Consider the following 25,951-nt stretch of genomic DNA (forward strand, 5'->3'; position numbering starts at 1 on the left):
CAAACCGGCAAAGCCTAACACATAAGGCCACGGTGGCCGAATGCGCCTGTCGCCACTCCTCACACCTGCTTCATGTAGGAGCTGCCGCAGGCTGCGATCTTTTGATTTTGTTTTTAAGATCAAAAGATCGCAGCCTTCGGCAGCTCCTACACGGGGAGGTATGGAGTTAACCGCGCGGGTGGTGTTTGGCGTGCAGCTCTTGCAGGCGGGCGCGGGCGACGTGGGTGTAGATTTGTGTGGTGGAGAGGTCGCTGTGGCCGAGCAACATCTGCACTACGCGCAACGCATTGCCTCTGCAACTGCTACACCCATATGTGACTGACACACATTATTGTGGTGAGGGGATTTATCCCCGCTGGGTTGCGAAGCAGCCCCAAAACCATCCAACCCGATCTATCAGACAAACCGAGCAAGCCAGGTTTGGGGCCGCTGCGCAGCCCGTCGGGGATAAATCCCCTCACCACAGATAAGTATTTCAAACAAAGGGGATGTGTCAGCCGCGCGGGTGGTGTTTGGCGTGCAGCTCTTGCAGGCGGGCGCGGGCGACGTGGGTGTAGATTTGCGTGGTTGAAAGGTCGCTGTGGCCGAGCAGCATCTGCACCACGCGCAAATCCGCGCCATGGTTGAGCAGGTGCGTGGCGAACGCATGGCGCAACGTATGCGGCGACAACGACTTGCCAATCCCCGCGACCTTGGCCTGATGCTTGATGCGGTGCCAGAACGTCTGCCGGGTCATCTGCTCGCCGCGCTGACTGGGGAACAGCACATCGCTGGGCCGCCCGCCGAGCAGTTCACCGCGCCCATCGCGCATGTAGCGCTCGACCCAGACAATCGCCTCTTCGCCCATCGGCACCAGCCGCTCCTTACTGCCCTTGCCCATCACCCGCAACACACCCTGACGCAAGTTGACCTGTTCCAGGGTGAGGCTGATCAATTCGGTCACCCGCAGGCCGCAGGCATACAACACCTCAAGCATGGCGCGATCACGCTGACCGATGGCTTCGCTGAGATCCGGCGCCTTCAGCAGCGCTTCCACGTCAGCTTCCGACAACGACTTGGGCAACGGCCGACCCAGCTGCGGCATTTCGACACGTAACGTCGGGTCGACGGAAATCATCTTCTCGCGCAGCAAGTAGCGATAGAAGCCACGCACCCCGGAGAGAAATCTCGCCGTCGAGCGCGGTTTGTAGTTTTGCTCAAGGCGCCAGGCCAGATGATCGAGGATCAATTCGCGACCGGCATTGATCAGCTCCAGGTTTTTCTCCTGCACCCAGCCGTTGAACAACGCCAGGTCACTGCGATAGGCGTCACGGGTGTTGTCGGACAGGCCTTTCTCCAGCCATAAAGCGTCGAGGAATTGATCAATCAGCGGGTGGTCAATGGCAGCCATGGGCACTCTGCACGCACACGCAAAAGCGCTGTACGCAAATAGAAAATGAACAGTAATAATGCGCGCTAGTCTTTCACAGCGCGCCATTTCAAGGAACAGGGAGCTTCAATGAACGAGCAGCAAATCCTATTGGCATTCGGTGGCATCGGTGTCGCCGCATTGGGTTGCCAATGGCTGGCATGGCGCCTGAAGCTGCCGGCGATTCTGTTTCTGCTGGTGACGGGGATTTTGGTCGGGCCGGTGTTGGGCCTGCTCGATCCACAGGAAATGTTCGGCCCTCTGCTGATGCCGCTGGTATCGCTGGCGGTGGCGCTGATTCTGTTCGAGGGCAGCCTGACACTGCACCTGTCGGAATGGAAGGAAATCGGCAGCGTCGTGCATCGTCTGGTGACCATCGGTGCGCTGTCGACCTGGGTCGTCATCGCCGTCGCCACGCACTATCTGCTTGGTTTCGACTGGATGCTGGCCATCCTCTTCGGCAGCCTGACGCTGGTCACCGGCCCGACGGTGATTGTGCCGATGCTGCGCGTGGTGCGGCCGAAATCCTCCATCGCCAACATTCTGCGCTGGGAAGGCATCGTCATCGACCCGATCGGCGCCCTCCTCGCCGTTGTGGTTTATAGCTTCATTATTGCCAGTGCTGAAGGTCATGGGCTCAAGCAGAGTCTGTTTACGTTTGGCGGGGTAATTCTGTGTGGCGCGGTGTTCGGCGTTGTCGGTGGCTGGCTGCTGGGGACGGTGATCCGCCGGCAATGGCTGCCGGAGTATCTGCATAACCTCGCGTCGCTGGCGGCGGTGCTGGGGATTTTCATTGCCTCCAACGAGGTGATGCACGAGTCCGGTCTGCTGGCGGTGACGCTGATGGGCATGTGGCTGGCGAATATGAAAGGCGTGGATGTGCGGCACATTTTGCACTTCAAGGAAAACCTCAGCGTGCTGCTGATTTCCGGGTTGTTCATTTTGCTCGCGGCGCGCCTGGATTTGTACGCGTTGATGGGCCTCGGGCCGTTGGTGCTGATTCTGTTGGTGGTGATTCAGTTCATCGCTCGACCGCTGAACGTGCTGCTCAGTACGGCCGGTTCGAGCCTGAGCTGGCGCGAGCGTGCGCTGCTGTGCTGGATCGCGCCGCGCGGAATTGTCGCGGCGGCAGTGTCGGCGATTTTTGCGATTCGTCTGCACGAGGCCGGGCATGAAGGGGCGCTGCTGCTGGTGCCGCTGACGTTCGCGGTGATCATCGGCACGGTGGTGCTGCAAAGCGCGACGGCGCGCCCGTTGGCACGTTTGCTTAAGGTGGCCGAACCGGCGCCGAGCGGCTTCCTGATCGTCGGTGCCAATGGCCCGGCACGCGAGCTGGCCAAGTCGCTGCAGCAATTGGGCAGCCGGGTATTGCTGACCGATTCAAGCTGGGAAAACATTCGTGCGGCGCGCATGGAAGGTTTGCCGACGTACTTCGGCAATCCGGCCTCGCAGCATGCCGATGCGCATCTGGATCTGGTCGGGCTGGGGCATTTGCTGGCGCTGTCGCCGTCGGGTGAGCTGAATACCTTGGCGGCGATGCGCTTCCGTCATGACTTCGGGCATCAGCGCTTGTTTGGCTTGGCGAGTGGTCAGGAAAGCCGTCGCAGTGACAAGCACCGGGCGAGTCTTGAGCATCGTGGCAATCAGTTGGGCAGCGAAGCGTTTACCTACGCGAAGCTGGCCAGTCAGATTGGCCAGGGGGCGGAGTTGTACAGCACGACGTTGACGGATGGCTTCAGTTGGGATGATTACCGGGCGCTGCATGGTAATCGCGCGACGTTGCTGTTTATGCGCGATGACAGCGGCTGGGTGCATGTGGTGACGCCGGAGACTGTCGTGAAGCCGGGGTCGGGGTGGACGTTGTTGGCGTTGATTCAGCCTGAGGCACAACAGGCTTAAAAGCAAAAGATCGCAGCCTTCGGCAGCTCCTACAGGGAAAACGCATCACATGTAGGAGCTGCCGAAGGCTGCGATCTTTTAAAAATTCAAGCTGCAAAACCCGGCAGCACCGGCACCGGGCGCTTATCGTCATCAATCGCGACAAAGCTGAACTGCCCATGAATCGCCTTCTCACGACCATCACAGCTCATGCTTTCAACAAACACTTCCACCTCAACCTTGAGGCTGGTGTTGCCGACCTTGATCACCTTGCCCACTAACTCAACGATCGAGCCCGCCGGGATCGCGTGGTTGAAGTCGATGCGGTCGGTGGACACGGTCACCAGCGGCAAGCGGCAGAAGCGTGTGGCGGTGATGAACGAGACTTCGTCCATCCACGCCAGCGCCGTGCCGCCGAACAGGGTGTTGTGGTGGTTGGTGGTCGGCGGGAAGACGGCTTTGGTGACGCGGGTCACCGAGAGTTCGGTGCGGCGTTCGATTTCCTGGTCGCGGGTGGTCATGTCGGGCAGCTCGTAAACAGTGGATTGCGGATCGAAAGCAAGATCAAAAGATCGCAGCCTTCGGCAGCTCCTACAGGGGATCGGTGAAATTCGGGCAACAAAAAAGCAGCCCGTAGGCTGCTTTTTTCTGCATCGGAAGCTGGACTTAAGCCAGTTTTTCCTTGATGCGAGCTGCTTTACCCGACAGGTCGCGCAGGTAGTACAGCTTGGCTTTACGTACGTCACCGCGACGTTTAACAGCCATGCTGTCGATCTGCGGGGAGTAGGTCTGGAAAGTACGTTCTACGCCAACACCGTTGGAGATTTTACGAACGGTGAACGCACTGTTCACGCCGCGGTTACGCTTGGCGATTACAACGCCTTCGAACGCTTGCAGACGGGAACGATCGCCTTCCTTCACTTTCACCTGAACGACAATAGTGTCGCCTGGGGCGAAGGTAGGGATTTCTTTGGTCATCTGCTCTGCTTCGAGTGCAAGGATGATTTTGTTGGTCATGCTGTGCTCCTAAGGTAAATCGTTCGATCTACCATCGATACGTTGTTAACTATCGTCCCGCTCGCGGATGTATTCCTCGAGCAGCTTCTTCTCTTCTCCAGAAAGCGAGCGGCTTTCCAGAAGATCGACGCGTCGTTCATAGGTCCTACCAAGGGACTGCTGTAAACGCCAACGCCGGATATGCGCGTGATTGCCACTTAGCAACACGTCGGGAACACGCTGATCCGCATACACCTCAGGTCGGGTGTAGTGCGGGCAATCCAGCAGACCATCCGTAAAGGAATCTTCCTCGGCGGAGTCCGCATGCCCTAAAGCTCCAGGCAGCAGTCGTGTAACCGCATCGATCATGACCATTGCCGGCAGCTCGCCGCCAGACAATACATAGTCACCAATCGACCACTCTTCATCGACATGAGCATCAATAAAACGCTCGTCAATGCCTTCATAGCGGCCGGCAATCAGGATCAATGCATCCGATTGTGCCAACTCGCGTACCGCCGACTGAGTCAGTTGACGGCCTTGGGGGGACAGGTAAATAACCTTCGCCGCCTCCCCGGCTGCTGCCTTGGCCTGAACCAGAGCATCTTCCAGGGGCTTGATCTTCATCACCATGCCCGGACCACCGCCAAACGGGCGATCGTCCACAGTGTGATGCCGATCTGTCGTGTAATCCCGCGGGTTCCAACAGGTCAGCTGCAAGAGCCCCTGTTTGACCGCTCGACTGGTGATGCCGTAGTCGCCGATGGCGGAAAACATCTCGGGAAACAAACTGATCACTTCTACGCGCAATTTAGCCACGCTTAGAAGTCCGCATCCCAATCCACCTTCATCTCGCCCGCTGCCAGATCAACTGCCAACACACACTGCGCCGTATAGGGCAGCAAGCGTTCGCGATCATCCAGGCTGCCAGCGCAAGGCTTGACTACCATTACATCATTGGCGCCGGTTTCCAGAAGATGATCGACTTTCCCGAGCATTTGCCCCAGTTGATCGATGACCTTCAGACCTTCCAGCTGGTACCAGTAGTACTCGCCGTCGGTCAATTCAGGGAACAGGTTGCGCGGCACGCAGATCTCATAACCGGCCAGAAGACGAGCTTCTTCACGATCATCAAGACCCTTGAGCTTTGCGACCAGGAACTTATCGCTCCCGCGTCCACTGACCAGCTCGACCTGTTTGACATTGCCTTCGCGCTTGAGCGTCCAGGTTTTGTACTGCAACAGGTTTTCAGTCGGATCAGTAAAGGAATAAACCTTCACTTCGCCGCGAACGCCATGAACAGAATAAATTTTGCCGATAACGATCAAATCATCAGCAACAGCTGGCGTCGCGTTCATATTGCTCAGGCCGCAGCCTTTGCAGAGTCCTTCAGCAACTGAGCAACACGCTCAGAAGGCTGTGCACCAACGCTCAGCCAGTAGGCAACGCGCTCTTGGTTCACGGACAGACGAACTTCCTGACCACGGGCAACAGGGTTGAAGAAACCAACCTGTTCTTTGTGGGAGCCGTCACGCGGGTTACGCGAGTCGGTTACGGTCAGGTGGTAAAACGGGCGCTTTTTGGAGCCGCCAAGGGCAAGACGGATTGTTAGCATGTGAACATCGTTCCTGTAGTCGGTGCTGCAAATCTAAATGCACAGCGGGCATGGGTGCCCGAAAGGCCGCATATTCTAAGGAATATCCGGACTTTTGCAAATGACTTTTTCCGGCGCCTATGGCATGCCGTGCAGATCTGCATATAGAGCCGTCGATAAAAACGGCCGGTCAGCTCCCGCCGTGTGCGGGTTTGCTGTTGATCCTGCGTCCTTGCAGGGTCTGCGCCGGTGCGACGACCGGCGCGGATTCTTTACATTTTCGGCATGCCGCCGCCGGGCAACATTCCGCCCATGCCGCGCATCATTTTCGCCATTCCGCCTTTCGCGGTGAATTTCTTCATCATCTTTTGCATCTGCTTGTGCTGCTTGATCAAGCGACCGATGTCCTGCACCTGAGTACCGGAACCCATGGCGATACGGCGTTTGCGCGAACCGCTGATCAGCTCAGGGTCGCGGCGCTCGGCCGGGGTCATGGAGTTGATGATGGCTTCCATCTGTTTGAATTGTTTCTCTGCAGCATTCTGGGCATTGCCCATTTGCGACAGGTTGACGCCGCCGATGCTCGGCAGTTTGTCCATGAGGCCGCCGAGGCCGCCCATGTTTTTCATCTGTTGCAGCTGATCGCGGAAGTCTTCGAGGTCGAAGCCCTTGCCCTTCTTCAGCTTCTTGGCCAGTTTGTCGGCCTTGTCTTTATCGAGGGTCGCTTCGGCCTGTTCGATCAGGCTGAGCACGTCGCCCATGCCGAGAATGCGCGAGGCGATACGCTCAGGGTGGAATGGATCGAGCGCTTCGCTCTTCTCGCCCATACCGATGAACTTGATCGGCTTGCCGGTGATGGCGCGAACCGACAGCGCAGCACCGCCACGGGCGTCACCGTCGACCTTGGTCAGGATCACACCGGTCAGTGGCAGCGCATCACCGAAGGCCTTGGCCGTGTTGGCCGCATCCTGACCGGTCATGGCGTCAACCACGAACAGGGTTTCGACCGGGTTGATCGCGGCGTGCAGCGCCTTGATCTCGCCCATCATCTCTTCGTCGATGTGCAGACGACCGGCGGTATCGACGATCACCACGTCGATGAATTTCAGTTTTGCTTCTTTAATAGCAGCTTGCGCGATGTCGACCGGCTTCTGGCTCAGGTCGGACGGGAAGAAGGTCACACCCACTTCACCGGCGAGCATTTCCAGCTGTTTGATCGCCGCAGGACGATAAACGTCCGCCGACACGACCATGACCGACTTCTTCTTGCGCTCTTTCAGGAAGCGCGCCAGTTTGCCGGCGGTGGTGGTTTTACCGGCACCCTGCAAACCGGCCATCAGAATGACGGCGGGCGGCACGGCGCTCAGGTTCAAGTCTTCGTTGGCCGCGCCCATCAGGCTTTCGAGTTCGGCCTGGACGATCTTCACGAACGCCTGGCCCGGCGTCAGGCTGCGCGACACCTCGGTGCCGACAGCGCGCTCCTTGACCGAATTGACGAAGTCCTTGACCACCGGCAGGGCGACGTCGGCTTCGAGCAACGCCATGCGCACTTCACGCAGGGTGTCTTTGATATTGTCTTCGGTCAGCTTGGCCTTGCCGGTGACATGGCGCAGCGTCTGCGAGAGACGGTCGGTTAAGTTTTCAAACATTGCGCGATCCTTTCAGGCCCTGTGTAGACCGGGATAATGGCGGCCCAGACCGGAATCAACATGTGCTCGGCGAGCCTGCGGCGTGGGCAGGTCGCGGATTATAGCGAAGACTGCGGCTGGCGGACACCTCGCCGTCAGCTTCCTGAGTCTTTCGTGCCATGGCGGTTCTATGCCAAACTCAGCCCCTTTCGGGCTTGCCTAACAGGATTTATGCTCCCCTTGTCACCCAGTTTGCTGACCACCCTCGCCGCCGCCCTTCTATACGCCGCTGCGACTCTCTATCAAGGCACGCGTCTGGCCGCCGGTGCCAAGGCGAACAAGCGCCTGCTGGTTACGCTCGGCGTGTTCGCCGTGGTGGCCCAGTTCGCCAGCCTGTTCACGCATTTGCTGACGCCGATTGGCCTGGGCCTGGACTTTTTCAGCGCCTCCAGCCTGATCTCGGCGGCGGTGATCGCCCTGACCTTGATCGCCTGCTCACGGATTCCGGTGGAGAACCTGCTGGTGCTGCTGTTCCCGCTCGGCGCGGTCACTGTGTTGCTGGCGCAGTTCGCGCCGACCGGCACTGTGCAGATCATCGACGAAGAACCGGGCATCCTCGCGCACATTCTATTGTCGCTGCTGGCCTACGGCATGTTCACCATCGCGGTGTTCCAGGCCTTGCTGGTGCTGGTGCAAGATCACCAGCTCAAGCACAAACACCCGTCCGGACTGATCAAGAACTTCCCGCCGCTGCAAACCATGGAAAGCCTGTTGTTCGGTTTCCTCTGGGCCGGCTGGACGCTGTTGTCGCTGTCGCTGATCTCCGGCTGGCTGTTCGTCGAGAACCTGTTTGCCCAGCATCTGGTACACAAAACCTTGCTGGCGTGTCTGGCCTGGATCGTGTTCAGCGTGCTGCTGTGGGGCCGCAACCGTCTCGGCTGGCGCGGTCATAAGGCGATTCGCTGGACTCTCGCCGGTTTCTGCCTGCTGATGTTGGCGTATTTCGGCAGCAAACTGGTTCGTGAATACATCCTGCACATCTGACGGGCGGCATAAATGGACGGTTTGCCCATAGGGCCGATGCTCGCGGTATTTGTCCTGCTGATTTTATGGTCAGGGCTGTTTACCGCCGTCGAAATCGCGCAGCAGCATCTGCTCGCGCAACGCACCGCCTCGCGCGCCAGCGATAAACCGCTGGCGAAGCTGAGCTTCCCGCTCGACAGCCTGATCCTCTGCAACACTTTGTGCCGAGCACTCGCGGTGATCATCGCGACGTTGCTGGCGATTTTCCTCTGCGAGGAAAACGGCCCGTGGGCAGCGTGCCTGGGTGCCGGTGCGGTGTTGCTGGTGTTCGCTGATTATTTCCCACGCACCCTCGCCCAGCGTTATCCGGATGCCGTGCTGGCCTTCGGCAATTCGTTGTTGGCGGTTCCGCTGAAGATTGTTTACCCACTGGCCTGGCTGTTCAGCCGTGTCAGCGTTTTGCTGATCCGCCCGTTCGCGCGCAAGCCGCAAGTGGTGCAGCAGAGCGACGACGACGCGCCCGGCGATCGTCGTGATGACCCCGAGCATCCTGTTCACGCACACCCGGTTTCGGGAATTCATGCGCTGGACAACATCACCGTCAACGACATTCTGGTGCCGCGCAGTGACGTCGACGGCATCAACCTCGACGATTCGATCGAAGCGATCATCGAGCAACTGCGCCAGAACAAGCGCACGCGCCTGCCGATGTTCCACAGCGACATCAATCAGGTTGAAGCGGTGCTCAATACCCGTCAGATCAGGCATCTGCTGAACAACGGCGATCTGACGCTAGAGGCGTTGTTGGCGGCGAGTTACGAGCCGTATTTCGTCCCGGAAAGTACGCCTCTGCAATTGCAGTTGCTGAATTTCCATAAACAGCAGCGGCGGCTGGGCATGGTCGTCGATGAGTACGGCGAAGTGCTCGGCATTGTGACGCTGGAAGATATTCTTGAAGAGATCGTCGGCGAGTTCGAGAGCGAACACAGCCTGGAGAACCCGCACATTCATCCGCAGGCTGACGGGCGGATGGTGATTGATGGCACCGCTTCGATTCGCGAATTGAACAAGTGCCTGGGCTGGCATTTGCCGAGTGATGGGCCGAAAACGCTGAACGGGTTGGTGACTGAGGCGTTGGAGACGATTCCCGAGAGTTCGGTTTGTTTGAAGATCGGGCGTTATCGTCTGGAGATTCTTGAGACTGAGGAGAACCGGGTGAGCAAGGTGTTGATCTGGCATACCTCGTCTGTGCCTGCTTTGGTGCCGGCCCGATAGAAGATCAAAAGATCGCAGCCTTCGGCATCTCCTACATTGGAATGCGTTCCAAATTTCCAAATGTTCCAACTGTCCCAAATGTTCCAACTGTCCCAAATGTTCCAACTGTTCCAAATGTTCCAACTGTTCCAACTGTTCCAACTGTAGTAGCTGCCGAAGGCTGCGATCTTTTGCTCTTGTTCAATTGTTAGCCCCCTTCCTATAATCAAATCCGCTTACCCAAGCGTTGCCAAACCGCGTGCTTACCCCGCACCAGACCGGTTTCGGCCATTTCCTCTGTACTCCGGCGACTGTTCCTACCTGAAACAGCGACCGCGCCTCATCCCACATCCCTGGGTGTTCGACCATAATAATTCGCTCCAACGGAGCTCATGACTGTCAGGGATCACCGCATGACGACCAGTACCGCTTTCAGCGACACCGCGCCTGCCCAACCGACCAACTCCGCCACCCGCGTGGCGACGGCGAGTTTTATCGGCACCGCGATCGAGTTCTACGACTTCTATGTTTACGCCACGGCGGCTGCGCTGGTGATTGGGCCGGTGTTCTTTCCGCAGACGTCCGGCACGGCGCAGATGCTTTCGGCGTTTCTTACTTTTGGCATCGCTTTTCTGGCCCGACCGCTGGGCTCGGCGCTGTTCGGCCATTTCGGTGACCGTATCGGGCGTAAATCGACGCTGGTCGCATCTCTGCTATTGATGGGCGTGTGTACGACGCTGATCGGCGTGCTGCCGGGTTACGCCACGATTGGCGCGTGGGCGCCGATTCTGTTGTGTGTGCTGCGCTTTGGTCAGGGCCTGGGATTGGGCGGTGAATGGGGCGGTGCTGCGTTGCTCGCCACGGAAAACGCGCCGAAAGGTAAACGCGCGTGGTTCGGTATGTTTCCGCAACTCGGCCCTTCGATTGGTTTTCTTGCGGCCAATGGCTTGTTCTTGACCCTGGCCATGACTCTCGATGACGAGCAGTTCCGCAGTTGGGGCTGGCGCATTCCGTTCCTGCTCAGCGCAGTGTTGGTGATGGTGGGCCTGTATGTGCGCCTGAAACTCCACGAAACGCCGGTCTTCGCCAATGCCATCGCGCGTCAGGAACGAGTGAAAGTGCCGCTGGTTGAACTGTTCAGCCAGTATTGGGCACCGACCTTGTTGGGCGCGGCGGCGATGGTGGTTTGCTATGCGCTGTTCTATATCTCGACGGTGTTTTCCCTGAGCTACGGGGTTTCCACGTTGGGTTATAGCCGCGAGACATTCTTGGGATTGCTGTGCTTTGCCGTACTGTTCATGGCGGCTGCGACGCCATTGTCGGCTTGGGCCAGCGATCGTTATGGGCGCAAACCGGTGCTGATCATCGGTGGCGTGCTGGCGATTCTGTCCGGGTTCTTGATGGAACCATTGCTGACGCAAGGCTCGACCTGGGGCGTGGCGCTGTTTCTGTGCATCGAGCTGTTTTTGATGGGCGTGACGTTTGCACCGATGGGCGCACTGTTGCCGGAGTTGTTCCCGACCCACGTGCGTTATACCGGTGCTTCGGCGGCGTATAACCTGGGCGGGATTGTCGGGGCCTCGGCGGCGCCGTTCTTTGCGCAGAAACTGGTGGCGATGGGTGGTTTGAGTTATGTCGGCGGGTATGTGTCGGGGGCGGCGGTGCTGAGTTTGATTGCGGTGCTGTGTCTGAAAGAAACGCGGGATAACGATCTGAATCGGGTCGCCTGACAGAAGATCAAAAGCTTCGCGAGCAAGCCCGCTCCCACTTTAGGTCTGTGGCATACACAAAACCAATGTGGGAGCGGGCTTGCTCGCGAATGCCGCGACCCGGTTTAGAGTTCTACGACAACAGCCTGAGCAGCACGGGTCGCCTTGGCACGCGCAGCCTCGATCGACTCATCCCGCGCCAGCGCCACGCCCATACGGCGCTGGCCATTCACTTCTGGCTTGCCGAACAGACGCAACGCCGTGTCCGGCTCGCTCAACGCCGCACCCAGATTGGCGAACGCTGTCTGGGTCGACTGCCCTTCCACCAGAATCACCGCCGAAGCCGAAGGCCCGAACTGACGGATCAACGGCACCGGCAGGCCCAGAATCGCGCGAGCGTGCAACGCGAACTGCGACAGATCCTGGGAAATCAACGTGACCAGACCGGTGTCGTGCGGGCGTGGCGAGACTTCACTGAACCATACCTGATCACCTTTGATGAACAGCTCAACGCCGAACAGACCACGGCCACCCAGCGCCTCAGTCACAGCTTTGGCAACACGCTCGGACTCAGCCAGGGCAATCGGGCTCATGGCTTGTGGCTGCCACGATTCCTGGTAGTCGCCCTTCTCCTGACGGTGGCCAACTGGCGCACAGAACGTGGTGCCGCCGATGTGGCGCACGGTCAGCAGGGTGATTTCGTAGTCGAAATCGATAAAGCCTTCAATGATCACCCGACCTTTGCCGGCGCGACCGCCCTCCTGCGCGTAATCCCAGGCTTTCTGCACGTCATCGGTGCTGCGCAGCAGGCTCTGGCCTTTGCCCGACGAGCTCATCACTGGTTTGACCACGCAAGGGAAACCGAGGTCTTCAACGGCTTTGCTGTAGTCCTCGAAGGTGTCGGCAAAATGGTACGGCGAGGTCGGCAGATCCAGCTCTTCAGCGGCCAGACGACGGATACCTTCGCGGTTCATGGTCAGTTGCGCAGCGCGCGCGGTCGGGATCACGGTGAAGCCTTCAGCTTCCAGTTCGACCAGGGTGGCGGTGGCGATGGCTTCGATTTCCGGCACGATGAAGTGCGGCTTCTCGGCTTCGATCACCGCGCGCAGGGCGGCGCCGTCGAGCATGTTGATCACGTGGCTGCGATGGGCGACTTGCATGGCCGGCGCGTTGGCGTAGCGGTCAACGGCGATCACTTCAACGCCCAGGCGTTGCAGCTCGATCACCACTTCCTTGCCCAACTCACCACAGCCACACAGCAATACGCGGGTCGCGGTTGGCGACAACGGAGTTCCGATACGGGTCATCTCAGGTCCTCAAAGCAGCGGATCATCGAGGAAAGCGACGCCAGACGCGCTTTCCATGGGGAGAAAGCGCAGCATTTTACATGAACCCGAGGGTTTGGCTTCAGCTGGCGACGGCCTGTTTGCGATCGCGCCAGGCCATGATCAGCCAGACGACGGTCACACCGGCGAATTTCGACAGCAGTGCGGTGATGATCACCGGTGGCGTCATGGCGTCGATCATGCCGAAAAAGATGAAGGTATCGAGGGGAATGCTCAGCGCCGAGCTGATCCACAAGCGGTCGCGCAACGGACGTTTGGTGATGCTGAACACCAGCCAGTCGATGATTTCGGAGACCGCGAACGCCGTGGCGCTGGCCAGCGCGATGGAAGGGTCGGAGGTGACGTAAGACAGCACCAGCGCCGCCAGCATCGCCGCGATCGCACCGTGACCGAAACGGATTTGCACCATGTCGCGCAGCACGAACACCAGACCGCCCCAGGCCGACCAGATGATGTCCAGGTGCGGCGCGGTGGAGAAGGCGAAGTTGATCAGCACGACGCTGCTGATGTAGGCGATGAGGAAAATCATGGGGGCGACCTGGCAGATTGGCGCACAGATTACTGGAGCGGTAGATCAAGAGCCACCCCCTCACCCCAACCCTCTCCCCCAAGGGGGGCGAGGGGGAAAGGGAGCCGATCTTCATGATGTTCAAGACCTGAGTTCGACGCGGTATTTTCAGGTCGGCGTGACTCGTCCAAACAACCCGGTCAGTCCCCTCTCCCTCTGGGAGAGGGCTAGGGTGAGGGCATACTCATGCCGATCACGACTTCGACGACGGGATCATCCACACCAACCCACTCGCCTTCGCCCGCTCATGACACAACCCCAGCACCACCCGGCGCTCGTCATTGCTCATGCGGCCCCAGCGGGTGATTTCCTCAACCGTGCGCTGGCAGCCAGTGCAGATATCATCCTCATCCAGCGCACAAATATTCACGCATGGCGAGGCAACCGGTCTTTCTGGCGTGTTCATTCTTCCTGCTCAACCAGATCACGCGCATAACGCTGGGAGTTATGCACATAGTGCGCGGCGCTGGCCTCAAGCATCTTCTTCTGCGGCTCGGTCAGCTCACGCACAACCTTGCCCGGCGAGCCCATCACCAGCGAACCATCCGGAATTTCCTTGCCTTCACCAATCAGCGAGTTGGCGCCAATGATGCAGTTCTTGCCGATCTTCGCGCCGTTGAGAATCACCGCGTTGATACCGATCAGGCTGTAATCGCCAACGGTGCAGCCATGCAGCATGGCGTTGTGGCCAATGGTCACGCCGGTGCCGATGGTCAGCGGATAGCCCATGTCGGTGTGCATCACGGTGCCGTCCTGCACGTTACTGTTCTTGCCGATCAGGATCAGTTCGTTGTCGCCACGCAGCACAGCGTTGAACCAGACGTTGGCGCCCTCTTCCAGTTTGACCTTGCCTACCAGCACGGCATTGGGGGCGACCCAGCTCTGCGGGTGGGTCTCGACACGGGCGTCGCCCAGGCGGTATTTCATCTTGTTTTCCTCAGGGCTCACGGTGATGGCCATTCGAACGATGGCTTAGGTGTTAATAAAGCTTTTAGGCGGAGTATGCAGACTGATCTTGGCGTCATAGAGCAGATTGATCAACTCGACGATCATGATCGCGGTCAGGCCCCAGATCTTGAAATCGCCGTAGCGATAGCTCGGCACGTACCAACTGCGACCTTGATAGTCGATGCGATGGGTGTGTTCGCGGGGGTCTTTGCGGAAGAATTCCAGCGGCACGCTGAACACCGCAGCGATCTCGGCATCATTGGGCTGATACTCGACGAAATCGGGAATTACGCCGACATAAGGCGTGACCTTGATGCCGTGCAGGGAAATCAGCGGGCTGAGCGGGCCGATGACTTCGACCAGTCCCGGCGGCAGGCCGATCTCTTCCTCTGCTTCGCGCAGGGCGGTGAAGATCAGATCCGGGTCTTCGGGATCGCGGCGTCCACCGGGGAAAGCCACTTCGCCGCCATGGGTCGAGAGCCCGCTGGCGCGCAGGGTCAGGACCAGTTCCGGTTGGTCACTGCGGGTGATCGGCACCAGAACGGCGGCCTCGGGGAAACGTTTGTCAGTCTCCAGCGTGCGCGGTGTGTGGTTGCTTACCCTATGCAGTAGCTCGTCCAGCATGAGTGTTCTCGATCGGTGCCTTACCCTGCATCATGCACCAATCATTGCAGCCGCCCAAGCCCCCGAATCTCGCCATGTCGCGAAACGACAACTTGCCGACCGACACCGCTGCACGCCAAGATAGGCGCAGCATTCAGGAAGCCCAGCATGAAATTTTGCAGCCACTGCGGTAACCCGGTCACCCAGCGCATTCCCGAAGGCGATTCGCGGCTGCGATTTGTCTGTGACAGCTGTCAGACCATTCACTACCAAAACCCCAATATCGTTGCCGGTTGCGTGCCGACCTGGGGCACGAAAGTGCTCTTGTGCCGCCGTGCCATCGAGCCGCGCCTCGGTTATTGGACGCTACCGGCCGGCTTTATGGAAAACGGTGAGACCATCGAACAGGCCGCTATCCGCGAAACCGCCGAAGAAGCCTGCGCCCGTGTGCGTAACCTGAGCATCTATACGCTGATCGACGTGCCACACATCAGTCAGGTGCATGTGTTCTTCCGCGCAGAGCTGGTTGATCTGGACTTTGCCGCCGGCCCCGAGAGCCTCGAAGTGCAACTATTCGACGAAGCCGACATTCCATGGGACGAGCTGGCTTTCAGGACGGTGGGGCGTACCTTAGAATGCTTCTTCGCTGATCGGCGGGTTGAGGTGTATCCGGTTCGTTCGGAATCGATTCCGCCGTTGGTGCAGCCGGTGATTGTCGGTTAGAAGATCAAAAGATCGCAGCCTGCGGCAGCTCCTACACAACACTTATCTGCGTCACTCCTTGGGGAATCGTTTCAATGCGCTGGTTGCTTGCCCTGTTCTGCCTGTCGTTCGTTAGCGTCTCCCAAGCGTCCTTCGTGACCACCGTGACGCCGGCGAATACCCCGCTTATCGAAAAAGTCCTGGTGCTTAAATCGGCGCATCAACTGCAGTTGATCGCCGACGGCAAACCGCTGAAGACCTATCGCATCTCATTGGGCAAGGGCGCGAAAAAAGGTCCGAAACTGATTGAAGGCGACAAGCGCACGCCGGAAGGCTTTTATTGGATCGACTGGCGCAAGACCAGCGACAAATTCAACCTGTCGATGCACATTTCCTACCCGAACATCAGCGACTCGGCCCGCGCCCGTCGTGAAGGCGTCGAGCCTGGCGGCATGATCATGATCCACGGCACGCCGGATTCCGAAGAAACCCCGGAAGACCTGTTCCACACACTGGACTGGACGGACGGCTGCGTCGCCATGCGCAATGTGGATATGCGCGAAGTGTGGAGCCTGGTGCCGGATGGCACGATGGTTGAAATCCGCCCTTAACGACTGACCGCTGGTCACTCGCAAAAAAATAAATCAAAAGATCGCAGCCTGCGGCAGCGCCTACAGAGGTGATACCACTTCCCACTGTAGGAGCTGCCGCAGGCTGCGATCTTTTGCGTTAACACCCCCACCTCTAATACCACTTAGAACCACCCTACTCCAAAGCCTCGATCCATAAGGGTTTCCGGCCCTGTCACCACGTTGACATGGTATTCAAGTGGTATTAATTTTCGCTGCATTCACGGGCGACAACCACTCCAATACCCGCACCGGACACCGACATGAACGACCTCCAGGCCTTGCGCCCTGACGACCAACAAGCGACGCCGCTGTACCTGCAACTGGCGCGCAATCTGGAAGCGGCGATCCATGCCGGGCAGTGGAAGTCCGAGCAAGCGATGCCGTCCGAGCGCAATCTCAGTGAAATGCTCGGTATCTCTCGGGTTACCGCACGCAAGGCCCTGGAAGTCCTCCTCGATCAAGGCCTGATCCGTCGCCTGCAAGGTTCCGGCACCTTTATCACCCCGCGTCTGGAACAACCGCTGTCGCGCCTGTCCGGTTTCAGCGAGATGCTGCGCTTGAAAGGTTTCGTACCCAGTTCGAAATGGCTGGAGCGCGAAATCACCCTGCCGACCCACGAAGAATTGATCCGCCTCAGCCTGTCGCCGAACGACAAGGTCGCGCGCATGAAACGTCTGCGCAAAGCCGATGACACGGTGATGGCCATCGAGATGAGCACCCTGCCCGCCTCGATCATGCCCAAGCCGCAGCAGGTCGGCGATTCCCTCTACGAATACCTCGACGGCATTGGCAAACCGATCGTCCGCGCCTTGCAGCACATTCAGGCGATCAACGCCTCGGACGAATTCGCCGCGCTGGTCGGCATCGCCCCCGGCACCGCGATGCTGCTGATGACCCGGGTCGGCTACCTCGAAGACAACACACCGATCGAAGTCACCGACACCTATTGCCGCAACGACTACTACGACTTTGTTGCAGAGCTGCGTCGATAAGCGCAGCCACAAGCGAGAACCAAAATGTCCGAAGACAACATCCTCACCGCCAGCGGCTGGATTCGCGGCCGGCTGATCCACGAACACGGCAAAGTCGTGTCGATCGAAGGCGTGCCTTGCGATCCGGCGAGCAATGACCTGCCGTATCTGCTGCCGGGCTTCATCGACCTGCACGTGCATGGCGGCGGCGGCAAAGACATCATGGAAGGCGCCAGCGCCTTCGAGACTATCACCAAAACCCACGTGCGTTTCGGCACCACCTCGCTGCTGGCCACCACCATGACTGCGCCGAGTGCCGAGATCTCCAGCGTGTTGAAGGAAGTCGGAGAGTTCTGCGAACAGCGTCCGAAAGGTGCCGCACGAGTGCTCGGCGTTCACCTCGAAGGCCCATATATCAACCCCGGCAAACTCGGTGCGCAACCGAACTTCGCCCACACCGCGTTGATGGCCGAAGTCGAAGAATATCTGGCACTGGCGCCGATCCGCGTGATCACCATCGCCCCGGAAATCGCCGGCCACGACGCGTTGATCCGCGAACTGAGCAGCCGTGGCGTGCGCATGCAGATCGGCCACACCCTCGGCAGTTACGAGGAAGGCGTTGCTGCAATGGAGGCTGGCGCAACCAGTTTCACCCACCTCTACAACGCCATGAGCCCGTTGCATCACCGCGAGCCGGGCATCGTAGGCGCGGCACTCGCCCACGCCAAATTCGCCGAGCTGATTCCGGATTTGCTGCACGTGCATCCCGGCGCGATTCGCGTGGCCCTGCGCTCAATCCCGTGCCTGTATTGCGTCACCGATTCGACCGCCGCCGCCGGCATGCCCGACGGTGAATACAAGCTCGGCAGCCACACCGTGACCAAATGCCTGGGCGGCGTGCGCCTGCCCGATGGCACCTTGGCCGGCAGCACGCTGACCATGGATCAGGCCCTGCGCAACCTAGTGAAGATCGGTTTACCGATCGCCGAAGCCTCGCAACGTCTTTCGCAATTCCCCGCCGACTACCTCGGCATCACCGAACGCGGGCGCCTTGCACCAGGTGCCTGGGCCGACTGCGTGCGGCTCGATCGATCACTCACACTGACCGCCGTCATGGTCGAAGGAGAAGACATTGACTTCAAAAATGCTTGAGGAGGCGCTGTCCTCGTTCGAGGCCGTGCAAGCCCAACTGCAACAACTCGACCCGCAAATGATCGAGATCGCCGGGCGCCTGCGCCGTCAGCCACCGCAAGTGGCGATGACCGTTGCGCGCGGCAGCTCCGACCACGCGGCGAGCTACTTCGCCTACCTGACCATGCAGCAATTGGGCGTGCCTGTAGCGTCGTTGCCGATGTCAGTGGTGACCATGCAGCAGGCGCCGTTGAAGGTCAGCGGTCAGGTCGCGTTCGCCTTTTCACAATCGGGGCAGAGCCCGGATCTGGTCAACAGCCTGCGTCTGTTGCGCAAGCGTGGCGCGCTGAGCGTGTCGATGGTCAACGCCGTCGATTCGCCACTGGAAGCTGCGTGTGAGTTCAGCGTGCCGCTGCTCGCCGGGACTGAAAGCAGCGTCGCCGCGACCAAGAGTTTTATCGCCACCCTCAGCGCCAGCGCCCGGTTGATCGCGCACTGGAAAGAGGACAGCGAATTGCTCGAAGCCGGTAACGCCCTGCCTGAAGGACTGCGCGAAGCGGCAAAACAGGACTGGAGCGTGGCCATCGAAGCGTTGCGCGATTGCGAGCGTTTGATGGTGATTGGCCGTGGTGCCGGTTTCGCCATCGCTCAGGAAGCGGCGCTGAAATTCAAGGAAACCTCGGCGATTCAGGCCGAAGCGTTCAGCAGCGCCGAAGTCCGTCACGGCCCGATGGCGTTGATCGACGAACATTATCCGCTGCTGGTTTTCGCACCACGCGGCGCTGAACAGGCTGGCTTGCTGAGTCTGGCGGCAGAAATGCGTCAACGCGGCGCTCGTGTGTTGCTGGCCGCGCCGGATGACGTGAGCGAACGCGACCTGACGCTGACCCGCGCCGAGCACCCAGCGCTCGATCCGATTCTGGCAATCCAGAGCTTCTACGTGATGGCCGCAGGTTTGGCCGTGGCCCGTGGCATGGATCCGGATCAGCCGCGCCACCTAAGCAAAGTAACCCGCACGCACTGACACCCGTTGATCGATGCATAACCCTATCGGCGGACGCGAAAACCGCTGATTGATGCACACCCCTGTCGGCGGACGCGAAAACCGCTGATGGGTGCACAACCCAATCGGCGGACGCAAAACCGCCGACTGATGCACAACCCCTGTAGGAGCTGCCGAAGGCTGCGATCTTTTGATTTTGATTCACAGAAAACAAGATCAAAAGATCGCAGCCTTCGGCAGCTCCTACAAGGGCCAGCGAAATTACTGATGAGACCGAGCCATGCACAACAACAATAAAGAGCTGACCCTCAGCGCCCCGCTCAGCGGCCCGGTGCTCACGCTCGCCAAAGTCCCGGACGCGGTGTTCGCCAGCGGCGCGATGGGTGACGGCATCGCCATCGACCCGATCAACGACACGCTGTACTCGCCGTGCGCCGGGGTAATCATCCACGTCGCGCGCACCGGCCACGCACTCACCGTACGTGCCGACAACGGCGCGGAAATCCTCCTGCATCTGGGCCTCGACACCGTGGAGTTGAACGGCGAGGGTTTCTCGATGCTGGTCAAGGAAGGTGTTCGCGTAACCAAGGGTCAGCCGTTGTTGCGCTACGACCTCGACAAGGTCGGCCAGCAATGCAAAAGCCTCGTCAGCCTGTTGATCCTTACCAACAGTCAGGATTTCCAAGTACGCCCGATCACCCTCAAAGCAGTGAAAGTCGGCGAACCGTTACTCCACATCGTTGCGCGTAACGGTTCGGCAGCGAGCGCCGAAGTCGTCGGTGGGCCTGAAGTTCAGGGTCATGTGTTGGTGGCGCATCGCGGCGGTTTGCATGCGCGCCCGGCAGCGCTGATTCGGCAGACCGCGCAAGGTTTCAAAAGCCAGTCGCAACTGCACTTCGCCGGTAAATCGGCGCCGTGCAACAGCCTGATCGGTTTGATGGGATTGGCGGTTGGCGAACAGGATGAAGTGCAGGTCAGCTGTCAGGGGCCGGATGCTGAGGCGGCGTTGCAAGCGCTGCTCACGGCGTTGGCCACGGCATTGCCGGATGATCATCACGCGGCGGCACCGGTCAGTGTTGCCCCTCTTAAGCGCCCGGCCGAAGCCGGTGTGCTGCACGGAGTTTGCGCCGCGCCAGGTTTCGTCGGTGGGCCGCTGTTTCGCTTGAACGCGATCAGCTTGCCGGTGGACGCGGGCAATCACGATCCGCTGCAACAACAGCAAGTGCTTGAAGCTGCACTGATTCAGGTGCGCAGCGAAATCGACGGCACCCTTACCCAAGCGAAGAAGCACAAGAATGCCGATGAAGAAGCAATCTTCGCCGCGCATTTGGCACTGCTGGAAGACCCGGCGCTGCTCGACGCGGCACAGCAATCCATCGAACAAGGCACTGCGGCGACTCACGCCTGGAGCCAGTCGATCGATGTGCAGTGCGAAGTCCTGCAGCACACCGGCAGCGCGCTGCTGGCTGAGCGCGCCAACGATCTTCGCGACCTGAAACAACGCGTACTGCGTGCGTTGCTCGGTGAGGCGTGGAATTACGATGTGCCAGCCGGTGCCATCGTCGCTGCGCATGAACTGACGCCTTCGGATCTGCTGCAACTCAGCGCCCAAGGTGTCGCCGGGTTGTGCATGGCCGAGGGTGGCGCGACATCGCACGTGGCGATTCTCGCTCGCGGCAAAGGTTTGCCATGCATGGTGGCGCTGGGTTCGGCATTGCTTGATCAGCCGCAAGGTCAATCGGTGGTGCTCGATGCCGATGGCGGTCGTCTGGAACTGACGCCAAACGCTGAGCGCTTGGCTGAAGTTCAACAGGCGCAAATTGATCGCCAGCAACGTCGCGACGCGCAGCAGGCCAAAGCTCACTTGCCAGCAGAAACGCGAAATGGCGTGCACATCGAAGTCGTCGCCAACGTCGCCTCCAGCGCTGAAGCGGCAGATGCCTTTGCCAACGGCGCCGATGGTGTCGGACTGCTGCGCACCGAGTTTTTGTTCGTCGACCGGCAGACTGCTCCGGACGTGGAAGAGCAACGCAGCGCCTACCAAGCCGTGATCGATGCGATGGGCGACAAGTCGGTGATCATCCGCACCATCGACGTCGGCGGCGACAAGCAACTCGACTACCTGCCGCTGCCGATCGAAGCCAACCCGGTGCTCGGTCTGCGCGGCATTCGTCTGGCTCAGGCCCGCCCGGAAATCCTCGATCAGCAACTGCGCGCGCTGCTGCAAGTCAGCCCGCTGCGTCGCTGCCGAATCCTGTTGCCGATGGTTACCGAAGTCGACGAACTGCTACACATCCGCCAACGCGTCGATGCGTTGTGCCTGGAGATGAACATCGCTCAGCGTCCAGAAATCGGCGTGATGATCGAAGTCCCCGCCGCCGCGCTACAAGCCGAACAACTCGCTGAACACGCCGACTTCCTCTCGATCGGCACCAACGATTTGTCGCAATACACCCTGGCCATGGATCGCGATCACGCCGGTCTGGCCGCCCGCGTCGACGCCCTGCACCCGGCGCTGCTGCGCCTGATCGCCATGACCTGCGAGGGTGCGGCGGTGCACAAGCGTTGGGTCGGCGTCTGCGGCGCCCTCGCCTCCGATCCGCTGGCCACGCCAGTGTTGATCGGTCTGGGCGTTACCGAATTGTCGGTCAGCCCGGTGCAGATCGGTGAAATCAAGGATCGCGTGCGCCAGGTGCACGAAGCCGAGTGCCAGCGCCTCAGTCGCGACCTGCTCAAGTTGAGCAGCGCCGCCGCCGTGCGCCACGCCTGTCATCAACATTGGCCACTGCGCTAACAAAAACAACAAGGACAAACGCCATGTACCAACTCTTTATTGAAGGCCTGCAACGCCTCGGCCGCGCGCTGATGCTGCCGATCGCGATCCTGCCGATTGCCGGCCTGCTCCTGCGTCTGGGTGACACTGACCTGCTGAACATCGCGATCATCCACGATGCCGGCCAAGTGATCTTCGCCAACCTGGCAATGATCTTCGCCATCGGCATCGCCGTCGGTTTCGCCAAGGACAACAACGGCACCGCCGGCCTCGCCGGGGTGATCGGTTACCTGGTGATGATCTCCACGCTGAAGGTGCTCGATGCGAGCATCAACATGGGCATGCTCGCCGGCATCGTCAGCGGCCTGATGGCCGGCGCGCTGTACAACCGCTTCAAGGACATCAAGCTGCCGGAGTATCTGGCGTTCTTCGGTGGGCGACGGTTTGTGCCGATTGTCACCGGGTTCGCAGCGGTCGGTCTGGGCGTGGTGTTCGGCTACATCTGGCCGCCGATCCAGCACGGCATCAACGCCTTCGGCGCCTTGATGATGGAAAGCGGCAGCATCGGCGCGTTCGTGTTCGGTGTGTTCAACCGCCTGCTGATCGTCACCGGCCTGCACCACATCCTCAACAACATGGCGTGGTTCGTGTTCGGCAACTTCACCGACCCGACTACCGGTGCGCTGGTAACCGGCGACCTGTCGCGCTACTTCGCTGGCGATCCGAAGGGCGGCCAGTTCATGACCGGCATGTTCCCGATGATGATCTTCGGCCTGCCGGCGGCGTGTCTGGCGATGTACCGCAATGCGCTGCCGGAACGCCGCAAAGTCATGGGCGGGATTTTCCTGTCGATGGCGCTGACCTCGTTTTTGACCGGGGTGACTGAGCCGATTGAATTCGCCTTTATGTTTTTGGCGCCGTTGCTGTATCTGCTGCATGCGCTGCTGACCGGGTTGTCGATGGCGATTACCAATGCCTTGAACATCCACTTGGGCTTCACCTTCTCCGGAGGCTTTATCGACATGATTCTCGGCTGGGGCAAGTCCACTAACGGGTGGCTAGTGTTCCCGGTCGGGTTGGCTTACGCGGTGATCTACTACTTCGTTTTTGATTTCTGCATTCGTCGTTTCAATCTGAAAACGCCGGGGCGTGAGGATGTGACTGTTAGCGAAAAAGCCGTACTGACTGAAAACGAGCGCGCCAGTGCATACATCAAGGCGTTGGGCGGCGCTGAAAATCTGCTGACGGTTGGCGCCTGCACCACGCGGTTGCGGCTGGAGATGGTTGATCGCAACAAGGCTTCGGATGCTGATCTGAAAGCGCTGGGTGCGATGGCGGTTGTGCGACCGGGTAAAGGTGGGAGTTTGCAGGTGGTGGTCGGGCCGATGGCGGACAGCATTGCGGATGAGATTCGTCTGGCGATGCCGGCGTTGGGGCGTGCTGTTTTGGTTGAAACCGCTGTTGTTGATGAGCCGAAAGTTGTAGCCGTTGCCGGTTCCGAGGCGCAGCAATGGCTGAACGCGTTGGGCGGTGGCGACAATGTGCTGCAACTGGATTGCATTGCGATGACACGGATTCGCCTGCAATTGGCGGATGGCAAGGCGTTGTCCGAGGCGCAGTTGAAGGATCTGGGTTGTCACGGTGTCAGCCAGTTGGATGGCGGGGTCTGGCATTTGCTGGTGGGGGATAAGGCGGCGAGTTTGAGCGGGGCGCTTGAAAGCCTGGTCAACCGAAGTGAGGTCAGCGCCAAGGTCTGACCCTACACATCACCCCTGTAGGAGCTGCCGCAGGCTGCGATCTTTTGATTTTGCTTTTTTACAATCATAAGCAAGAGCAAAAGATCGCAGCCTCGTTTCACTCGACAGCTCCTACAGGGAAGCTATCTATCCGAAGAATCAGGCCGTCATCGCTGGCAAGCCAGGCTCCCACAGGTTCTTCACTGTTCTCAAAATTGTGCACGACCTTGTGGGAGCCAGCCTGCTGGCGATGAACGATGACGCGGTCGTCAGGTTTGTGGATCGACTCGATCCAGTGCGCGGTTTACTGCGAGCTCGGCGAGCATGATGATTTGCTGGATGGCCAGTGCCGTGCTGCGTTGCAAGCCGCCGAGTTCGGTTGCGAAGTTGCTGGCCATGGCGTTTGCTGAGGCCAACGATTCACAGGCGTGGGCGAGCAGGCTTTCGGTGTCGACGCTGGGGTGGACGAGGAACATGGTGCTCGGTTGTCGGGGTTTGGCGGGTTCGGGGCTGAGGTAGAAATCGAGGGCGCGTTTGATGGCTTCGCGGTTTTTTGCCAAGTCTTCGGCGCGGATGGCGGCTTCGAGTGGGGTGGTGGTTTCGGGGGGTGGATCGGGGATCAGTTTGTCCATCGAACAAGTCCTTTAAGTTTGCAGCCACTTGCTCCCGATCTCACTCGAAGAAGAGGTGGCAGCCATGTACGGAGTGAGATCACCGATAGAACCCCAAAACCGGCCGGACCGAAGTCCGCCCGCACATAGCCGCCATAAGGAATTGCTGACAGCGTTAGCTGGCCGCAATTATGGGGGCACTTGTCTGGGGATCCAAATCGGGTATCTCACCTCCCGGTCGCTGAATTGGCAGCGACAGGCAAAGACTAGAGAGCGCGCGTCCGACGGACAACCTGAAAACCTTGTGGGAAGGTTCTGCTATTTCTACACATATCTAAACAGACCAAAGCAAACCCTCACCCTAGCCCTCTCCCAGAGGGAGAGGGGACTGACCGGGGTGTTTGGTAAATGTACGCCGACGTGAAATACCGAGTCGAATTCAGATCCTGAAACAGATCAAAAGCCCCTCACTCCCGCCTCCCCCAGAGGGAGAGGGGACTGACCGAGGTGTTTGGTGGATCTACGCTGACGTGAAATACCGAGTCGAATTCAGATCCTGAAAAGCCCACAAATCGGCTCCCTCTCCCCCGGGAGAGGGCTGGGGTGAGGGGCGAATCCACTTCAAAACCAAAGCCGATCGCGCAGTGCTCCTCACCACTCAATAGGCCGAGTGTCAGCTCGCCTGCTCTTGATCTTGATACACAGGCCCCGTCGGCAGGCTGAGTGGAGGGATTTATCCGGGGGTGGGAGCGCAGCGACCGTTTGGCGCAGCCAAATGCATCGAGAGGAGGTGCAGCGAAGCAAACCGGAGGCGATGCGCCCGGATGGATCCCGGAGCGAAGGAACCCCGAGCCTTAGCGAGTGGGCCGAACGTTGGGGCAAGCCTTTTGGGTTACCTTTTCGGCGTTTGGAAAAGGTGACCCGCCGTAAGGGCGGAACCCTAAGAAGCCGTGACCACAGCAATGGATATGTACTCAGTCAGTCAGAACATCATTGCCTGAGCCGACGCCTTCGCGAGCAAGCCCGCTCCCACATTGGAACCCCATCGCGTAAAAAATCGGGGGCAACAAAAAACCCGCAGACAGTCACTCATCTGCGGGTTTCCTGTTTCAGCAGCAAGGAAGATCAGAAATCTTCCAGCCGCCACACCTCATAAGCCGGTGTCTCGTAGGGATGACTAAGCTTCAAAGCAGCCACAACAGCAACAATCAACTCATCCACCACCACAAGCTCAACCTTCCATTCCTCAACCCGCTCAACCTGCCCCGCCTCGCCAATAAACGGCTGACTCCCGTCCAACGGTCGAAACTGGCCCAGACCAAGCACCTGCCAGGCACAGTGGTCATAGTCACCGATCCGCCCACCACCCGCAGCGAACACAGCCCCTTTGACCACCTCGACATGACTGTCAGGAACAAAAAACGCCAGCTTATACAC

General features: G+C 59.5%; 25 protein-coding genes and 1 pseudogene. 11 read left to right on the forward strand and 15 right to left on the reverse strand.

Going from position 1 to position 25,951, the window contains the following annotated elements; genetic code table 11:
- Window positions 1-166 precede the first annotated feature (166 nt).
- Together KFS80_RS03515 and xerD are read right to left on the reverse strand one after the other, a co-directional pair.
- Window positions 167-292, reverse strand: a pseudogene (locus KFS80_RS03515) (tyrosine-type recombinase/integrase); the annotation flags it as partial.
- Window positions 293-493: 201 nt separating this feature from the next.
- On the reverse strand, window positions 494-1,390 hold the full coding sequence (xerD, locus tag KFS80_RS03520; protein ID WP_053117450.1) for a site-specific tyrosine recombinase XerD: 897 nt from the start codon (window positions 1,388-1,390) through the stop codon (window positions 494-496).
- A gap of 108 nt (window positions 1,391-1,498) precedes the next feature.
- On the opposite strand from xerD, the gene KFS80_RS03525 reads away from it, so the two are divergent.
- Window positions 1,499-3,307 (forward strand): cation:proton antiporter, encoded by a 1,809-nt coding sequence (locus KFS80_RS03525; RefSeq protein ID WP_053117447.1) that lies wholly within the window; start codon window positions 1,499-1,501, stop codon window positions 3,305-3,307.
- Window positions 3,308-3,393: 86 nt separating this feature from the next.
- On the opposite strand, the gene KFS80_RS03530 is transcribed toward KFS80_RS03525, so the two are convergent.
- The 6 genes from KFS80_RS03530 to ffh form a co-directional block, all read right to left on the reverse strand.
- Window positions 3,394-3,807 carry an acyl-CoA thioesterase gene (locus KFS80_RS03530; RefSeq protein WP_038357747.1) on the reverse strand — a complete coding sequence of 138 codons (414 nt, stop codon included), beginning with the start codon at window positions 3,805-3,807 and terminating at the stop codon, window positions 3,394-3,396.
- A gap of 145 nt (window positions 3,808-3,952) precedes the next feature.
- Window positions 3,953-4,303, reverse strand: coding sequence for a 50S ribosomal protein L19 (gene rplS, locus KFS80_RS03535; protein ID WP_003175895.1), 351 nt, complete (start codon window positions 4,301-4,303; stop codon window positions 3,953-3,955).
- A 45-nt stretch (window positions 4,304-4,348) separates the two neighbouring features.
- Complete coding sequence (trmD, locus tag KFS80_RS03540) at window positions 4,349-5,101, reverse strand: tRNA (guanosine(37)-N1)-methyltransferase TrmD (RefSeq protein ID WP_159813841.1); 753 nt, start codon at window positions 5,099-5,101, stop codon at window positions 4,349-4,351.
- A 2-nt stretch (window positions 5,102-5,103) separates the two neighbouring features.
- Complete coding sequence (gene rimM / locus KFS80_RS03545; protein ID WP_007908985.1) at window positions 5,104-5,640, reverse strand: ribosome maturation factor RimM; 537 nt, start codon at window positions 5,638-5,640, stop codon at window positions 5,104-5,106.
- A gap of 5 nt (window positions 5,641-5,645) precedes the next feature.
- The gene (gene rpsP, locus KFS80_RS03550; protein ID WP_045059142.1) at window positions 5,646-5,897 is read right to left on the reverse strand and encodes a 30S ribosomal protein S16; all 252 of its coding nucleotides are present in this window, start codon (window positions 5,895-5,897) and stop codon (window positions 5,646-5,648) included.
- 251 nt (window positions 5,898-6,148) lie between these two features.
- Window positions 6,149-7,525: a signal recognition particle protein gene (gene ffh / locus KFS80_RS03555; protein ID WP_053117442.1), complete on the reverse strand. Its 1,377-nt coding sequence runs from the start codon at window positions 7,523-7,525 to the stop codon at window positions 6,149-6,151.
- Window positions 7,526-7,735: 210 nt separating this feature from the next.
- Between ffh and KFS80_RS03560 the strand changes: the two genes are divergently transcribed.
- The 3 genes from KFS80_RS03560 to KFS80_RS03570 all read left to right on the forward strand — a co-directional run bounded on the left by KFS80_RS03560 (window position 7,736) and on the right by KFS80_RS03570 (window position 11,511).
- Window positions 7,736-8,548, forward strand: a complete 813-nt coding sequence (locus KFS80_RS03560) for a cytochrome C assembly family protein (RefSeq protein WP_212543992.1) — start codon at window positions 7,736-7,738, stop codon at window positions 8,546-8,548.
- Between the two features lie 12 nt (window positions 8,549-8,560).
- A complete protein-coding gene (locus KFS80_RS03565) occupies window positions 8,561-9,802 on the forward strand; it encodes a transporter associated domain-containing protein (RefSeq protein WP_212543993.1) in 1,242 nt (413 codons plus the stop codon).
- Between the two features lie 392 nt (window positions 9,803-10,194).
- Window positions 10,195-11,511 carry an MFS transporter gene (locus KFS80_RS03570; protein ID WP_053117433.1) on the forward strand — a complete coding sequence of 439 codons (1,317 nt, stop codon included), beginning with the start codon at window positions 10,195-10,197 and terminating at the stop codon, window positions 11,509-11,511.
- 104 nt (window positions 11,512-11,615) lie between these two features.
- On the opposite strand, the gene purT is transcribed toward KFS80_RS03570, so the two are convergent.
- The 5 genes from purT to KFS80_RS03595 all read right to left on the reverse strand — a co-directional run bounded on the left by purT (window position 11,616) and on the right by KFS80_RS03595 (window position 14,976).
- Window positions 11,616-12,797: a formate-dependent phosphoribosylglycinamide formyltransferase gene (gene purT / locus KFS80_RS03575; protein WP_007908992.1), complete on the reverse strand. Its 1,182-nt coding sequence runs from the start codon at window positions 12,795-12,797 to the stop codon at window positions 11,616-11,618.
- Window positions 12,798-12,897: 100 nt separating this feature from the next.
- Complete coding sequence (locus KFS80_RS03580) at window positions 12,898-13,365, reverse strand: VUT family protein (protein ID WP_053117431.1); 468 nt, start codon at window positions 13,363-13,365, stop codon at window positions 12,898-12,900.
- Between the two features lie 232 nt (window positions 13,366-13,597).
- Window positions 13,598-13,810 carry a DUF1289 domain-containing protein gene (locus KFS80_RS03585; protein ID WP_212543994.1) on the reverse strand — a complete coding sequence of 71 codons (213 nt, stop codon included), beginning with the start codon at window positions 13,808-13,810 and terminating at the stop codon, window positions 13,598-13,600.
- Window positions 13,807-14,331, reverse strand: coding sequence for a gamma carbonic anhydrase family protein (locus tag KFS80_RS03590; RefSeq protein WP_007954617.1), 525 nt, complete (start codon window positions 14,329-14,331; stop codon window positions 13,807-13,809). Before KFS80_RS03590 ends, KFS80_RS03585 begins: the two co-directional genes overlap by 4 nt.
- A 45-nt stretch (window positions 14,332-14,376) precedes the next feature.
- The gene (locus tag KFS80_RS03595) at window positions 14,377-14,976 is read right to left on the reverse strand and encodes a CoA pyrophosphatase (RefSeq protein ID WP_053117428.1); all 600 of its coding nucleotides are present in this window, start codon (window positions 14,974-14,976) and stop codon (window positions 14,377-14,379) included.
- A gap of 147 nt (window positions 14,977-15,123) precedes the next feature.
- On the opposite strand from KFS80_RS03595, the gene KFS80_RS03600 reads away from it, so the two are divergent.
- From KFS80_RS03600 to nagE, 7 genes are all read left to right on the forward strand, one after another.
- Window positions 15,124-15,678 (forward strand): NUDIX hydrolase, encoded by a 555-nt coding sequence (locus KFS80_RS03600; protein ID WP_008081648.1) that lies wholly within the window; start codon window positions 15,124-15,126, stop codon window positions 15,676-15,678.
- Window positions 15,679-15,752: 74 nt separating this feature from the next.
- Window positions 15,753-16,268 carry a L,D-transpeptidase family protein gene (locus KFS80_RS03605; protein WP_008081650.1) on the forward strand — a complete coding sequence of 172 codons (516 nt, stop codon included), beginning with the start codon at window positions 15,753-15,755 and terminating at the stop codon, window positions 16,266-16,268.
- Between the two features lie 281 nt (window positions 16,269-16,549).
- On the forward strand, window positions 16,550-17,281 hold the full coding sequence (locus KFS80_RS03610; protein WP_212543995.1) for a GntR family transcriptional regulator: 732 nt from the start codon (window positions 16,550-16,552) through the stop codon (window positions 17,279-17,281).
- Window positions 17,282-17,305: 24 nt separating this feature from the next.
- Complete coding sequence (nagA, locus tag KFS80_RS03615; protein WP_212543996.1) at window positions 17,306-18,412, forward strand: N-acetylglucosamine-6-phosphate deacetylase; 1,107 nt, start codon at window positions 17,306-17,308, stop codon at window positions 18,410-18,412.
- Window positions 18,393-19,415, forward strand: a complete 1,023-nt coding sequence (locus KFS80_RS03620; protein WP_212543997.1) for an SIS domain-containing protein — start codon at window positions 18,393-18,395, stop codon at window positions 19,413-19,415. Before nagA ends, KFS80_RS03620 begins: the two co-directional genes overlap by 20 nt.
- A gap of 259 nt (window positions 19,416-19,674) precedes the next feature.
- Window positions 19,675-22,188, forward strand: a complete 2,514-nt coding sequence (gene ptsP / locus KFS80_RS03625; RefSeq protein WP_212543998.1) for a phosphoenolpyruvate--protein phosphotransferase — start codon at window positions 19,675-19,677, stop codon at window positions 22,186-22,188.
- Between the two features lie 23 nt (window positions 22,189-22,211).
- Window positions 22,212-23,924 carry an N-acetylglucosamine-specific PTS transporter subunit IIBC gene (gene nagE, locus KFS80_RS03630; protein WP_212543999.1) on the forward strand — a complete coding sequence of 571 codons (1,713 nt, stop codon included), beginning with the start codon at window positions 22,212-22,214 and terminating at the stop codon, window positions 23,922-23,924.
- Window positions 23,925-24,172: 248 nt separating this feature from the next.
- Here nagE and KFS80_RS03635 read toward each other — a convergent pair whose 3' ends face one another.
- Together KFS80_RS03635 and KFS80_RS03640 are read right to left on the reverse strand one after the other, a co-directional pair.
- On the reverse strand, window positions 24,173-24,535 hold the full coding sequence (locus tag KFS80_RS03635; protein WP_053117409.1) for a DUF6124 family protein: 363 nt from the start codon (window positions 24,533-24,535) through the stop codon (window positions 24,173-24,175).
- Window positions 24,536-25,639: 1,104 nt separating this feature from the next.
- The gene (locus KFS80_RS03640; protein WP_159813860.1) at window positions 25,640-25,951 is read right to left on the reverse strand and encodes a YqfO family protein; all 312 of its coding nucleotides are present in this window, start codon (window positions 25,949-25,951) and stop codon (window positions 25,640-25,642) included.

The sequence above is a fragment of the Pseudomonas rustica genome (assembly GCF_018336155.1).
GTDB lineage: Bacteria > Pseudomonadota > Gammaproteobacteria > Pseudomonadales > Pseudomonadaceae > Aquipseudomonas > Aquipseudomonas rustica.

Excerpts from the sequence above, each read along its gene's own strand:
- nagA (WP_212543996.1), top strand. The coding sequence starts at position 17,306 with ATGTCCGAAGACAACATCCTCACCGCCAGCGGCTGGATTCGCGGCCGG.
- KFS80_RS03565 (WP_212543993.1), top strand. The coding sequence starts at position 8,561 with ATGGACGGTTTGCCCATAGGGCCGATGCTCGCGGTATTTGTCCTGCTG.
- rplS (WP_003175895.1), bottom strand. The coding sequence starts at position 4,303 with ATGACCAACAAAATCATCCTTGCACTCGAAGCAGAGCAGATGACCAAA.
- KFS80_RS03585 (WP_212543994.1), bottom strand. The coding sequence starts at position 13,810 with ATGAACACGCCAGAAAGACCGGTTGCCTCGCCATGCGTGAATATTTGT.
- KFS80_RS03570 (WP_053117433.1), top strand. The coding sequence starts at position 10,195 with ATGACGACCAGTACCGCTTTCAGCGACACCGCGCCTGCCCAACCGACC.
- KFS80_RS03530 (WP_038357747.1), bottom strand. The coding sequence starts at position 3,807 with ATGACCACCCGCGACCAGGAAATCGAACGCCGCACCGAACTCTCGGTG.
- KFS80_RS03595 (WP_053117428.1), bottom strand. The coding sequence starts at position 14,976 with ATGCTGGACGAGCTACTGCATAGGGTAAGCAACCACACACCGCGCACG.
- rpsP (WP_045059142.1), bottom strand. The coding sequence starts at position 5,897 with ATGCTAACAATCCGTCTTGCCCTTGGCGGCTCCAAAAAGCGCCCGTTT.
- KFS80_RS03590 (WP_007954617.1), bottom strand. The coding sequence starts at position 14,331 with ATGAAATACCGCCTGGGCGACGCCCGTGTCGAGACCCACCCGCAGAGC.
- ptsP (WP_212543998.1), top strand. The coding sequence starts at position 19,675 with ATGCACAACAACAATAAAGAGCTGACCCTCAGCGCCCCGCTCAGCGGC.
- KFS80_RS03605 (WP_008081650.1), top strand. The coding sequence starts at position 15,753 with ATGCGCTGGTTGCTTGCCCTGTTCTGCCTGTCGTTCGTTAGCGTCTCC.
- KFS80_RS03560 (WP_212543992.1), top strand. The coding sequence starts at position 7,736 with ATGCTCCCCTTGTCACCCAGTTTGCTGACCACCCTCGCCGCCGCCCTT.
- ffh (WP_053117442.1), bottom strand. The coding sequence starts at position 7,525 with ATGTTTGAAAACTTAACCGACCGTCTCTCGCAGACGCTGCGCCATGTC.
- nagE (WP_212543999.1), top strand. The coding sequence starts at position 22,212 with ATGTACCAACTCTTTATTGAAGGCCTGCAACGCCTCGGCCGCGCGCTG.
- xerD (WP_053117450.1), bottom strand. The coding sequence starts at position 1,390 with ATGGCTGCCATTGACCACCCGCTGATTGATCAATTCCTCGACGCTTTA.
- KFS80_RS03580 (WP_053117431.1), bottom strand. The coding sequence starts at position 13,365 with ATGATTTTCCTCATCGCCTACATCAGCAGCGTCGTGCTGATCAACTTC.
- KFS80_RS03600 (WP_008081648.1), top strand. The coding sequence starts at position 15,124 with ATGAAATTTTGCAGCCACTGCGGTAACCCGGTCACCCAGCGCATTCCC.
- KFS80_RS03635 (WP_053117409.1), bottom strand. The coding sequence starts at position 24,535 with ATGGACAAACTGATCCCCGATCCACCCCCCGAAACCACCACCCCACTC.
- purT (WP_007908992.1), bottom strand. The coding sequence starts at position 12,797 with ATGACCCGTATCGGAACTCCGTTGTCGCCAACCGCGACCCGCGTATTG.
- KFS80_RS03525 (WP_053117447.1), top strand. The coding sequence starts at position 1,499 with ATGAACGAGCAGCAAATCCTATTGGCATTCGGTGGCATCGGTGTCGCC.
- KFS80_RS03610 (WP_212543995.1), top strand. The coding sequence starts at position 16,550 with ATGAACGACCTCCAGGCCTTGCGCCCTGACGACCAACAAGCGACGCCG.
- rimM (WP_007908985.1), bottom strand. The coding sequence starts at position 5,640 with ATGAACGCGACGCCAGCTGTTGCTGATGATTTGATCGTTATCGGCAAA.